The sequence below is a fragment of the Prolinoborus fasciculus genome, assembly GCF_056724605.1.
In genome coordinates, this window is record NZ_JBWZQN010000042.1 from 18,235 (window position 1) to 30,005 (window position 11,771).

The following is an 11,771-nucleotide window of genomic DNA, read 5'->3' on the forward strand; positions in this document are numbered from 1 at the left end:
TCTTAAAGCTCCACTTCCAAGCCCATAGAACGCGCAGAACCAGCAATGGTACGTACACGTGCGTCTAAATCAGCACCAGTCAAATCTGGTTCTTTAGTAGTCGCGATTTCTTCGATTTGAGCACGAGTCAACTTACCAACTTTAGTTTTGTTAGGTACAGCTGAACCCTTCTGGATACCAGCAGCTTTCTTAAGAAGAACAGCAGCAGGTGGAGTTTTCATGATGAATGTGAACGACTTGTCGTTGTACACAGTGATCACGACTGGAATTGGCAGACCAGCTTCAACTTTTTGTGTCGCAGCATTGAATTCTTTACAGAATGCCATGATGTTCACACCACGTTGACCTAGTGCAGGACCAATCGGTGGAGATGGATTCGCTTTACCAGCTGGAACTTGCAGCTTGATATAGCCGTCAATCTTCTTAGCCATTTCAAATTACCTCTGGGTGCAAACGCCGGTGAAGGCTCCCCAATGATTTCAAGTAACGATACCGTTACAACAACAATGCCTGACTTATAAATAAGTCAGGCGTTTTCAACCCATACAAATTAGACTGATTTTTCGACTTGACGAAATTCCAATTCAACTTGAGTTGGTCGGTTAAATACATTAATGGTCAGCGTTAAACGCGACTTTTCGTACTGAACTTCTTCCACCACACCTTTAAAGTCGGTGAATGGCCCGTCAACCACGAGTAATTCTTCGCCTGGTTCAAACATCGTCTTAGGACGAGGTGCTTCGCCAGTATTGCGTACACGCGCAAGAATCGCATCTGCTTCTTTTTGCGTAATCGGTGCCGGTTTTTCAGCCGTACCACCAATAAAACCTAAAACTTTTGGACATTCTTTAACAATGTGCCAAGTATCATCGTTCATTTCCATTTCGACCAGGACATAGCCAGGAAAGAACTTACGCTCTGATTTACGCTTCTTGCCATCCTTCATTTCTACCACTTCTTCGGTAGGAACAAGGACTTCACCAAAGCTATCGGCAACAGCGCTACGCTGGATTCGATCATTAAGCGAACGCATCACTTGTTTTTCATAACCTGAATAGGCATGAATAATGTACCAACGTTTCATAGCTCTCTTACCCGATAATAAACTTCATTAACCAGCCTAAAATATAGTCAAAACACCACAATAAGATGGATGCAATTACGACTACAACAAGAACTTGCCAAGATGTGGACATCGTCTCTTGCTTGGTAGGCCAGGTCACTCGACGCAACTCAATTCGTGCATCTTTCAGCAGACGAATAAAGCCTTTGCCTTGATGGGTGGCGTATAATAAACCGAATGCTGCAACGATACAAGCCAAAATCACCCCAACGCGCACCCAAATATCATTCGCAGGTGCCCAGTACGCTGGTAAATATTGGTTTACCATCATTGCACCAACCAATAAAATCAAGGCGATAACCCATAGAACCATGTCTAATGGAGAACCAGAACTTACATCTACTGCAGGATTATTTCTTTGAGGAATTGCCGCTTCGCCTAATGCGTCGCGTGATTTTTCATTCGACATTTTTGTACTCGTCGTAGGTTTCGCGACTTATTATATGACCAATTTTGCCGACATCAAGCGTCTTTTTAGAAACTTGGCAGGTCAGGAGGGACTCGAACCCCCAACATTCGGTTTTGGAGACCGACGCTCTACCAATTGAACTACTGACCTGCAAAACAACAAGTTGGAGCCTAAGCTCCAACCTGCTTGTCTTATTCTATGATTATGCAGTTACTTTAGCAACTACACCAGCACCCACTGTACGACCGCCTTCACGGATCGCAAAACGTAGACCTGGGTCCATTGCGATTGGGTGGATTAGCTCTACTGACATCTCAACGTTGTCACCAGGCATAACCATTTCCACGCCTTCTTTAAGCGCGATCGCACCAGTTACGTCCGTAGTACGGAAGTAGAACTGTGGACGGTAACCGTTAAGGAATGGAGTGTGACGACCACCTTCTTCTTTAGAAAGTACGTATACTTCCGCATCGAATTTAGTGTGTGGCTTGATCGCACCTGGTTTAGTCAATACTTGACCACGTTGTACGTCTTCACGCTTAGTACCACGAAGAAGAACACCACAGTTCTCGCCCGCACGACCTTCGTCAAGAAGTTTACGGAACATTTCTACACCGGTTACTGTAGTAGTTTGAGTATCACGGATACCAACGATTTCTACAGACTCACCTACTTTAACGATACCAGTCTCAACACGGCCAGTTACTACTGTACCACGACCAGAGATTGAGAATACGTCTTCAATTGGCATAAGGAATGGAAGGTCAATTGCACGCTCTGGCTCTGGAATGTAAGAGTCAAGTGCTTCAACAAGCGCAACTACAGCTGGCTCGCCGTATTGGCTGTCATCACCGTTAAGCGCAAGAAGAGCAGAACCACGGATCACTGGAGTGTCATCACCCGGGAAGTCGTAAGTAGAAAGAAGTTCACGAACTTCCATTTCAACTAGTTCAAGAAGCTCTTCGTCGTCTACAAGGTCGCATTTGTTCAAGAATACAACGATGTAAGGTACACCTACCTGACGAGAAAGCAGGATGTGTTCACGAGTCTGTGGCATAGGACCATCAGTCGCAGCACATACAAGGATCGCACCATCCATCTGAGCAGCACCAGTAATCATGTTTTTAACATAATCGGCGTGGCCCGGGCAGTCTACGTGAGCGTAGTGACGAGTTGGAGAATCGTATTCTACGTGTGAAGTATTAATTGTAATACCACGTGCTTTTTCTTCTGGTGCAGAGTCGATTGCAGCGTAGTCTTTCGCTTCGCCACCGAATTTCTTCGCACATACAGTTGCAATTGCAGCTGTTAAAGTTGTTTTACCATGGTCAACGTGACCAATTGTGCCCACGTTAACGTGTGGCTTATTACGTTCAAACTTAGCCTTAGCCATGTTAATCTTCCTCGTTTACGTCGAACACAATTCTGAGTAAAACCCAGCTCCGACATATCGTTTAAAAAAACCGAACACCAAATACTTGAAAAGCAGACTAAATAGCCTGCTTTTGGAATTTCTTTGCAACAGAGTTGCTAAACTGTAATCTGGAGCTCTTATCGAGATTTGAACTCGAGACCTCTCCCTTACCAAGGGAGTGCTCTACCACTGAGCTATAAGAGCAAATATTAGTACTTCAATGGAGCGGGAGACGAGGGTCGAACTCGCGACATGTAGCTTGGAAGGCTACCGCTCTACCAACTGAGCTACTCCCGCACGATGTTGGTACAAACCACTTATTGAAGTCTTAAAATTGGTGGTGAGGGAAGGATTCGAACCTTCGAAACTTTCGTAGCGGAGTTACAGTCCGCCCCCTTTGACCGCTCGGGAACCTCACCATTTTTTACACTTACATCAGTGCTGTTCATTACTTCACACTACCAAACCTCTAAGATGGTGCCGGCACACGGATTCGAACTGTGGACCTACTGATTACAAGTCAGTTGCTCTACCAACTGAGCTATGCCGGCGTTTCTTAGTGTTTCGTACGTTTCGTATCGGAACGGTGTGCAGTTTAGCAAAACTCAGAATCCTTGCAAGTGTTTTTTTCAAAAAAAAGCTCAAAAACTCATAAAATCAAACCATTTGATGATAATTCAACCGCTTTGATCACTGCGCGAGCTTTTATTTGGGTTTCATTCCACTCAGATTCAGGATTTGAGTCGGCAACTAACCCTGCTCCAGCCTGAACATAGACCTTATTTTCGCGAATGACACAGGTACGAATCGCAATCGACATGTCCATTTCGCCATGCCAGCCTAAATAACCAACAGCGCCACCGAAAATTCCACGTTTTACCGGCTCAACTTCATCAATAATTTCCATGGCACGGATTTTTGGCGCGCCTGAAAGTGTGCCTGCGGGGAAAGTTGCCTTAAAAACGTCCAGAGCATCGACATCATCACGTACTTCACCCTGCACATTGGAGACAATATGCATCACATGTGAATAACGTTCGATCACCATTTGATCAGTTACCTGCACTTTGCCAATTTTTGCAATGCGTCCCACATCATTACGTCCCAGATCAATCAGCATGACATGTTCAGCAATTTCTTTTTCGTCAGAGAGTAAGTCCTGCTCAAGTGCCAGATCTTCTTCTTTGGTTTTGCCACGTGGACGGGTTCCCGCTAATGGACGAACTGTGGCAATACCATTTTCCAGACGGGACAGAATTTCAGGAGAGGAACCGACAATATGGAATGGCGTGTTATTTTCCAAGGTCTGCCCTTGCACCAGGAACAAATACGGTGATGGATTGAGATGACGCAGCGCACGATACACCTGTAGCGGGTCACCGTCGAAGTCAGACACCATCCGGTGCCCGGGTACGACCTGCATTACATCTCCAGCACGAATATACTCTTTGACCTTTTCCACCGAAGCAATGAAGTTGTCATGTCCGGTGAGGGACTCAAAATGTGGCGGCGTATGTTTTTCAGCTTTAAGGCTGATGGGCGTGGCCAGAATATTTTCCAATTCATTTAATTGTTCATGTGCTTTTTCATAAGAACCCGGGGCAGTGGCATCCGCATGTACAATTAAGAACAAGGTATCTTTCAGGTTATCAAAGACAATCACTGTTTTAGAGAGCATCATCCAGATATCTGGCAAGCCGACCGGATCCGCTTCCGGCACATTTTTTAATTTCGGTTCGATATAACGCACCGCGTCATAACCAAAGTAACCGACTAATCCACCAGTAAAACTCGGTAGGTCCGGTAATTCTGCCTGGGTTGGCACCTTAAATTGCGCCTGAAAGTCGCGAATATATTGAAATGGGTCCGCACAGTGCTGCTTTTCAATCGAATCATCTGCGTGCTGTACCGTCAACTCGCCTGCATTGCAGGAAAATACCGTGGATTCACCTAGTCCAATAATCGAATAGCGTGCCCAGTTCTCACCACCTTCTACAGACTCGAATAAATAAGCCTGCTGATGCTGTTTAAGCCGAGCAAAAATAGAAAGTGGTGTATCGGTATCTGCCAGACGCTGACGATAAACAGGAATGAGGTTATAGCCTTGCGCAGCAAGTTGCTGGAATTGTGCTTGAGTGGTCATGCGGTTTTTCTCTTTAAATTAGGGTTACTCAGTATGTAAATAGAATTGAACTGAGCGACGCCATCGAAAAACCTTACAACTATTCATTTTCTTTCCTTAGTACGCGTATTAGGCAAGTAATTCTCTAAGATCATCCACAATCTGCTGTGGCTGACAATCTGCAATATTTTCACCATGATTATAGCCATAGCTGACTACAACACAATCAATCCCGGCGCGGCGCGCAGCTTCGACATCATTGGAAGAATCTCCAATAAGCAAAACCTGTTCTTTACTTACGCCATAATGTTCAACACAGTGCAGCAACTGGCGTGGGTGCGGTTTACGTTCAGTAAAACGGTCACCACCAATGGTATCGGCAAAATAATGAGCCATATCCAAGGTATCTAAGATACTGCGGGCAGGAAGTTCAGGCTTATTGGTCACACAAATCAGGGTTTTACCTTGAGCTTTGGCCCAGTCCAGAAATTTCAGGATTCCCGGAAAAGGAACGGTATCAACACAGGGATCGACATTATAAATATCCAGAAAAGTGTTTAAGAGCTCTTGATGCTGTACCGGTGTGACTTCACCGACCAGATGCTGGAGTACACTTTCACAGAATATCGACGTGCCCTTGCCTACCCAGGTCCGTACCTGTTCTTCGGTCACCAGAGGCAATTGCAGCACATTCAGGCTCATATTCATGGCGCGATACAGATCATGTGCTGAATCCACCAAGGTACCATCCAGATCGAATAAGATCAGTTCGCGCTTTTCTAATTGTGCAATAGACATCCCGACCCTCTTTTATAATATTCGCAGCCACAAAAAAGGCATGCGCTATGCATGCCTTGATTGTAACCAATCATCAGCTTATTTGAACAACAACCAAGCCATAATTGCCAAAATAATCAGCACAATCACTGAAATCAAACCTACAGATACATTTTTCTGGGTTTCTTTTTCCTGTTCTACACGTGATACAGGCTGCTCAACCGGAATTGGGGTAGGCTCTGGTTTTACCGCATTAATGTCCACGCCTTCCGGAATAGGTGCCGGTTTTGGAATACCGACATTGGTTGGCATGCCATCACGGGTTAATTGTACCGTAGCATCACGATGTTTCAGTTCCGGCATTCCCTGATCATTCATTTGCTGTGCAGGTGTAGGCTCAGCGACTTCGACCTGTTCCACGACTTTTTCTGCCGTTGCTTCAATTTCTGCTGGAACCTCTACTGTAGCCGCAGGCGCCATTACTGAAAATTTCAAGCTGGCAAACTGAACAATGTCATCCTGCTTTAATAAGGTTTCTTGCGCAATCTGCACATCATTGACGAAAGTGCCATTCGATGAACCCAAATCCTGCACCCAGAGCGCATCATCCTTTAGTAAAAATGCCGCATGTTTACGGGAGATTTCCGCAGCCTGTAACACGATATCTGCCGCCTGATGACGCCCCACCAGCATGTCACGGTCAATGCTAATTTCCTGTCCTGTTAAGTCGCCTGTAATCGCGTGTATTTTCCAAGTCATGAAAGTTACTTCTCTGTTCTCTTTGACATTATCATAACATGCTGTCTGCAAATGCGAATGACTTAGCTTTTGGGTCTAAGTGTGGTTGTTGTAACGGTATTTTTACTTTTTTCTACCTGTTGGACGGGTTCTACCACTTGTCGCTGAATCACTGGTTCTATCGCTACCGGCGTAACAACTACATTGGCTGGCTGCGCCTGAACGGGTGCGGTCGGCACAGTTTGATAAGTCGAGTTTTGCAATGGTGTTCTGGATACCGGAATTCGCTGTTGATACACATCTTCAACACTTTCTGGCAGCTTGGCAAAGTTCCCGTCCGAATCGAGTGCGAGTTGCAGACTATATAGCTGACTATAGCGTTGTTGGGTCAGTTTACGCACTGCATTTTTATCGCCTACAATGGTTGGATGGATAAAAATCAGCAGGTTACGCTTCTGATTGGATTTACCTTCAGAACGGAATAAACGTCCCAAGCCTGGAATCGCACCCAGACCCGGCACTGCTTGGCGTCCATAACTGGTGTTATCCGAAATCAGACCACCAAGCACAATGGTTTGTCCATGTTCGGCCAGAATTGAGGTTTTGATCGCTCGCTTGCTGGTAACCAGATCCTGCGCCTGCCCTTTACTGGCTTTGACATCAGAAACTTCCTGTTCCACTTCCAGGCGTACGGTACCATCTTCGCCAATATGTGGAACCACCTTTAAAGTGACCCCGACATCCTTACGTTCAATGGTGGTATAGGGATTAGCAACTCCAGCAGCGCCTGTAGACACTGAGCCTGTCACAAAGGGTACGTTTTCACCCACCACAATATAGGCTTCTTCATTGTCCATGGTCACAATCGACGGCGTAGACAACAGGTTGGATTTAGTGGTTTCTTTGAGTGCCTGAATCATCGCACCATACAGACGACGGGAACCATCACTCCCTTCACGATAATCACCGAGTACCAGTGAACTGCCCGCGCCCACGGCACTTGCAGCACCTGCACCACCACCGGTGAGATAACCGGCCGCAATATTTTTCAGACTAGTCCCAAAATTATCGAAGTTCACCAGCCCAATCCCACTGCTGATATCACCCAAGGCCCATTGCACACCGAGTTGATCCGCATCGGTTCCTTCCACTTCAATAATCGCGGCTTCGATCAGCACCTGTTGACGACGGATATCCAGCTGGTCAATTGCTGATTCAATTTCTCGCATTAGTTGTGGATCCGCTTTCACCACCAGAGAATTTTGCGTGGTATCGGCAATAATACTGACGCCATTACCATTAAAACTGGTAATTCCGCCCTGCTCATTATTCATGCCGGTATTCAGCTGAATGCCTGAAGAGGTGTTGCTACTCGAACCCGTACTGGTATTGTTGTTATTTAAATTGCTGCTGGAACTGAGTGAAGACGAGGTCGAGGTTGTGCTACCTGAATTTGAATTACTACTGTTCACTGCCTGCCCGCTCACCAGCCCCTGCAAGATTTCCGCAAGATTTTTGGCACTGGCATATTTCAGACGAAAAACTTTTAAACCGCCCAAACGATCCGCAGCCGGCACATCCAGAGTTTCGATCACTTGACGCACCCGTTTGCGCGTCGTGGGATCACCTTTGATGATGATCCGGTTGGTACGAGTATCTGCAATCACCCGTACCCGTGAACCGCGGACATCTTTAGCTCCACCGGTGGCAGTCATGGACTCGATCAGTCCAATCATTTCCTCAGCCTGACTGGATTGTAAGCTTACCGCCTCAATGTCATTTTGACCGGTGCCATCCAGATTGCGAATGATGGTTTCCAGCTGGTAAATATTGCTGGCGCGATCCGACACAATTAAGGCATTCGTCCCGGGCACCGCCGCCAGATGGGCAAACTGCGGCATTAAAGGACGTAATGCAGGAATTAGATCATTCGGATTAGTATTTTCCAGCCACAACACCCGGGTCACAATCTGGTCACCACTGGCACGACTTCTGGCATCATAGGGAATGCCTAAGCTTTTGACATTACTGTCCGGAACCAGCTTGATGGTATTCCCCGAAGGAATTGCCACCACACCATTCACATTTAGCACGCCTAAAAACAGGTCATAGACTTCATTTTTATTCAGGGCTTTATTGGAAATGACTGTTACGTTGCCACGTACCCGCGGATCGACTGCAAAGTTTTTGCCGGTAATATCGGCCACTTCATTAATGAATGCAGTTAAGTCAGCATCTCGAAGGTTAATTTTCCAGGTTTGTGCATAACTCGCCGTACTGACCATGGCCATTAACGGTGCGGCCACACAGAATGCCCATGCTGATCGATTATTATTAAATAAAGCCATAAACTTTCGTGTTTCCTAACCCTATGCGTGATGACACATCACTTCAAATCTTGTTGTATGGTCATCACCTGATCACCACGTTTTATTTCGAGTTTGACCTGACCTTCACGCCGGGCCTGTTCCAGTAATTGTGCTTCGGTCTGTCCCTGGCTCAGCGTCTGGCCATTTAAAGACAAAATCCGGTCGCCTGGTCTTAAACCCAGGCGATTACGCAATGCAGCCGGCGTCCGTGAAGTTACTTCATAACTACCATCTGCTGCACTAACCCCCATATTCTGTAAATACTGGTCCTTGTTTTCCTGCATCTGCTGGATGGCCCGACCAATTTCATTCTGTGGCGAAGGCTGCTCAGGCATACCACTATTAGAAGGCATAGCAGGCATTGAACTTGAAGATGCTGATGTTTCCGGCACAATCGGCTGATTCAAGCCATTTTCCAGACCTTTGAATAAGATTTCTTGAGTAGCACCTGTGGATCGACGCAAAATAACCCGATCCCAATGCACTTCAGCCAACTCAAAACCGCTATTGGCCAGCATTTCCCCGACACGGTAACGATCGACCTGATCATTAATTTTCAGTACCGCAGAAGAGTTATAACTTGGACTGGCAACCACCACCCCTTGTAAAATGATATTGGTAGTTTCAATAGCACCCACAGACTGCCCAACTTCCTGAAACAGTGAAAATGCACCGATATTCGGAATTTGTGCCTGTTGCGAACCCAGTTCTACCCGATCCAGCTGCATGGCTTGGGGTGGAGCTATCAGCAACCAGAAAAAAGCCGCCAGCTTCCAGCATAGATACAGAATGAGCAGTAACAAAACCACAGGTGCAGCACGATCGATCTGTTTCAGTTCAATATTTTTTAAATCATTCAGAGAAACTGCCATCAGTTCAAGCCTCCCATTAAGGGTTGGCGGGTACTGATCACATAGGTATCTAATCCGGCTTTACCTTCATAAGAAGGCGCATTCATTAAAAAGCGCTGGGTGAGCTGGATATCCAGCATCAGACTCGGATCAAGCTTGATATTCAGCATACGTTGATCGCGACTATCCCGAACATCAAGTAACAGCTGTCCGCTTTCATCTGCGAGTTTTCCAGTCATGGCGGGTACATTCATGCGTTCCTGACGCTGAGCAAAGGTATAAACCAGCTCACCACCCGCCCATTGCATTTGTCCGGCCACCTGACTGAAGCCCTGTTCTTTTTTATATTTAAAATCCAGATCTTTAAACTGAATCGCAGTACTCGGCCATTGCCAGTCTGCAAGTTTTTTTAGAGTTTCAGGCGCGATCTGCCCTTCAAGATTTTTGACAATCAAAGACTTATTCAGACCATAAGCCATGATCCCGGACAACTGGGTATTGCCGCTATGCAAATCCACATGTGCCCCAACCCGCAGCAACAGCAAATCCAGAGGCCGTACTTTCCAGTTCAGACTGCCCCGAAGATTGCCTTTTTTCCAGTCCGCACTTCCCTGCCAGATATTTCCGTTTACATTATGCAAAGTCTGGTTATTTTTATAAAATTTTGAAATTAACCAGGCCGCTGGCACTTGTAATACGACAAAAATAAAAAATGCAACAAGAGTAAGGATCAACCATCTTAAAGTTTTCGGTTTACTGCTCATCCCCACCACGACCAATCGCTCAAGTCCAAATCCCCATTTATAATTTTTCCCTTATACTCACACATTATGCACACTTTTCTGCCAACGCCAATTCATAGATATAAAAAAACCAAGCAGGTATGCTTGGTTTAATCATCTTAGACTGTCTGTATGACAGCCTAATGACCAGATCAAATGGAGGCCTAGATCAGAAAATCGTCCAGCTTTGCGCCTTTTTCCAATTCTGCCACTAACCAGCGCGGTTGTTTACCACGGCCAGTCCAGGTATCGTCCGGATTGCTTTTGCTACGGTAACGCGGCTCAACCGACTTACGTGATGATTTTTTACGTTTAGACGCACCAAATTCAAGTAACTGTTCAACTGTCATACCCACTTTCTCGGCAACTGCCAAGATTTGCTGATAAGCGTCTTCAATCTCTTGATCTTTTTTTGAAGCAATCAGTGATTCTGCTTCTGCTTGTAAACGTTTTAACTCTTCTACTGATAAATGCGTAATATCTGGCATAATGCTCTCCGAAAAATAATATTATTCGTTTTGTTAAATAATAGCCCCATCATATTTATATTAAATAAAACATTCAATATAAAACCTTAGACCAATAACAATAAAGTTTAAAAAAAATTACAAATCAAAATGATTCATTCATTTTTAAATTTCATGTTGAACGCTTAATTCAAGTGCTTTGATTTTTTCGCGAATATGTTCCGGAATTTCTGTTTTCTGCATGGTCTTTTTATCGACACATACAATCACTGCTTCTGAAGTAGCCACAATACTTTGCTGTTTTTCACTCCATAATAGATATTGCATTCTAACTGCACTATTTCGAATTTCTTCAATACGTGCTGCCACTTTTAAATGATCAGGAAAAACCACAGGTTTTAAATAACGGCACTGATTTGAAGACACTACCGTAAATACCGGTTCATTATGTATATCTAATATCCCTAGATAAGCCAGACGCGCACTTTCGACATAACGGTAATACATGGCATTATTGACATGTCCAAAGGCATCCATATCACCCCATGCGACTGTTTGTTCATAAATAACTGGATATTGTTTTAATTCTGACATTAGGGTCTGTTGACATTTCAAGTATAGAATTTACCCGATAAAGGTAGCCAAATAAATATACAAGCTAATGCAACTGCCCCCTCATAGCTACACTTTAGCTTATCATATCGTGTTGCTATTCCTCT

The 11,771-nt window shown here is 45.1% G+C and carries 12 protein-coding genes and 5 tRNA genes; all 17 read right to left on the minus strand.

Features of this window, described 5'->3' with window-relative positions; all coding sequences use genetic code 11:
* Positions 1-2: 2 nt before the first annotated feature.
* Positions 3-431, minus strand: a complete 429-nt coding sequence (gene rplK / locus AC1P5O_RS10790; RefSeq protein ID WP_004278614.1) for a 50S ribosomal protein L11 — start codon at positions 429-431, stop codon at positions 3-5.
* A 119-nt stretch (positions 432-550) separates the two neighbouring features.
* The gene (gene nusG, locus AC1P5O_RS10795; RefSeq protein ID WP_004278615.1) at positions 551-1,084 is read right to left on the minus strand and encodes a transcription termination/antitermination protein NusG; all 534 of its coding nucleotides are present in this window, start codon (positions 1,082-1,084) and stop codon (positions 551-553) included.
* 7 nt (positions 1,085-1,091) lie between these two features.
* On the minus strand, positions 1,092-1,532 hold the full coding sequence (secE, locus tag AC1P5O_RS10800) for a preprotein translocase subunit SecE (RefSeq protein WP_004278617.1): 441 nt from the start codon (positions 1,530-1,532) through the stop codon (positions 1,092-1,094).
* Positions 1,533-1,606: 74 nt separating this feature from the next.
* Positions 1,607-1,682 (minus strand) — tRNA-Trp (locus tag AC1P5O_RS10805).
* 52 nt (positions 1,683-1,734) lie between these two features.
* Complete coding sequence (gene tuf / locus AC1P5O_RS10810; protein ID WP_004646112.1) at positions 1,735-2,925, minus strand: elongation factor Tu; 1,191 nt, start codon at positions 2,923-2,925, stop codon at positions 1,735-1,737.
* 150 nt (positions 2,926-3,075) lie between these two features.
* Positions 3,076-3,150: transfer RNA gene (locus tag AC1P5O_RS10815), tRNA-Thr, on the minus strand.
* 17 nt (positions 3,151-3,167) lie between these two features.
* Positions 3,168-3,243 (minus strand) — tRNA-Gly (locus AC1P5O_RS10820).
* Between the two features lie 38 nt (positions 3,244-3,281).
* Positions 3,282-3,365, minus strand: a tRNA-Tyr gene (locus tag AC1P5O_RS10825).
* A gap of 56 nt (positions 3,366-3,421) precedes the next feature.
* Positions 3,422-3,497: transfer RNA gene (locus tag AC1P5O_RS10830), tRNA-Thr, on the minus strand.
* A gap of 98 nt (positions 3,498-3,595) precedes the next feature.
* Positions 3,596-5,089, minus strand: a complete 1,494-nt coding sequence (trpE, locus tag AC1P5O_RS10835; RefSeq protein ID WP_005102822.1) for an anthranilate synthase component I — start codon at positions 5,087-5,089, stop codon at positions 3,596-3,598.
* A gap of 108 nt (positions 5,090-5,197) precedes the next feature.
* Positions 5,198-5,866, minus strand: coding sequence for a phosphoglycolate phosphatase (gene gph / locus AC1P5O_RS10840; protein WP_004278622.1), 669 nt, complete (start codon positions 5,864-5,866; stop codon positions 5,198-5,200).
* Positions 5,867-5,944: 78 nt separating this feature from the next.
* Positions 5,945-6,604, minus strand: coding sequence for an FHA domain-containing protein (locus AC1P5O_RS10845; protein WP_004278623.1), 660 nt, complete (start codon positions 6,602-6,604; stop codon positions 5,945-5,947).
* Positions 6,605-6,666: 62 nt separating this feature from the next.
* Positions 6,667-8,931: a type II secretion system secretin GspD gene (gene gspD / locus AC1P5O_RS10850; protein WP_004278624.1), complete on the minus strand. Its 2,265-nt coding sequence runs from the start codon at positions 8,929-8,931 to the stop codon at positions 6,667-6,669.
* Between the two features lie 38 nt (positions 8,932-8,969).
* Positions 8,970-9,824 carry a type II secretion system protein N gene (locus AC1P5O_RS10855; RefSeq protein WP_004647311.1) on the minus strand — a complete coding sequence of 285 codons (855 nt, stop codon included), beginning with the start codon at positions 9,822-9,824 and terminating at the stop codon, positions 8,970-8,972.
* The gene (gene gspN / locus AC1P5O_RS10860; protein WP_348941980.1) at positions 9,824-10,567 is read right to left on the minus strand and encodes a type II secretion system protein N; all 744 of its coding nucleotides are present in this window, start codon (positions 10,565-10,567) and stop codon (positions 9,824-9,826) included. The genes AC1P5O_RS10855 and gspN overlap by 1 nt, the downstream gene beginning before the upstream one ends.
* 182 nt (positions 10,568-10,749) lie before the next feature.
* A complete protein-coding gene (locus AC1P5O_RS10865; RefSeq protein ID WP_004278627.1) occupies positions 10,750-11,073 on the minus strand; it encodes an H-NS histone family protein in 324 nt (107 codons plus the stop codon).
* Between the two features lie 144 nt (positions 11,074-11,217).
* A complete protein-coding gene (locus tag AC1P5O_RS10870) occupies positions 11,218-11,646 on the minus strand; it encodes an acyl-CoA thioesterase (protein WP_004278628.1) in 429 nt (142 codons plus the stop codon).
* Positions 11,647-11,771 lie beyond the last annotated feature (125 nt).

What these genes read in the sequence shown, in the direction of transcription:
- rplK (WP_004278614.1), bottom strand. Translation starts at nt 431, where the DNA reads ATGGCTAAGAAGATTGACGGCTATATCAAGCTGCAAGTTCCAGCTGGT.
- nusG (WP_004278615.1), bottom strand. Translation starts at nt 1,084, where the DNA reads ATGAAACGTTGGTACATTATTCATGCCTATTCAGGTTATGAAAAACAA.
- secE (WP_004278617.1), bottom strand. Translation starts at nt 1,532, where the DNA reads ATGTCGAATGAAAAATCACGCGACGCATTAGGCGAAGCGGCAATTCCT.
- tuf (WP_004646112.1), bottom strand. Translation starts at nt 2,925, where the DNA reads ATGGCTAAGGCTAAGTTTGAACGTAATAAGCCACACGTTAACGTGGGC.
- trpE (WP_005102822.1), bottom strand. Translation starts at nt 5,089, where the DNA reads ATGACCACTCAAGCACAATTCCAGCAACTTGCTGCGCAAGGCTATAAC.
- gph (WP_004278622.1), bottom strand. Translation starts at nt 5,866, where the DNA reads ATGTCTATTGCACAATTAGAAAAGCGCGAACTGATCTTATTCGATCTG.
- AC1P5O_RS10845 (WP_004278623.1), bottom strand. Translation starts at nt 6,604, where the DNA reads ATGACTTGGAAAATACACGCGATTACAGGCGACTTAACAGGACAGGAA.
- gspD (WP_004278624.1), bottom strand. Translation starts at nt 8,931, where the DNA reads ATGGCTTTATTTAATAATAATCGATCAGCATGGGCATTCTGTGTGGCC.
- AC1P5O_RS10855 (WP_004647311.1), bottom strand. Translation starts at nt 9,824, where the DNA reads ATGGCAGTTTCTCTGAATGATTTAAAAAATATTGAACTGAAACAGATC.
- gspN (WP_348941980.1), bottom strand. Translation starts at nt 10,567, where the DNA reads ATGAGCAGTAAACCGAAAACTTTAAGATGGTTGATCCTTACTCTTGTT.
- AC1P5O_RS10865 (WP_004278627.1), bottom strand. Translation starts at nt 11,073, where the DNA reads ATGCCAGATATTACGCATTTATCAGTAGAAGAGTTAAAACGTTTACAA.
- AC1P5O_RS10870 (WP_004278628.1), bottom strand. Translation starts at nt 11,646, where the DNA reads ATGTCAGAATTAAAACAATATCCAGTTATTTATGAACAAACAGTCGCA.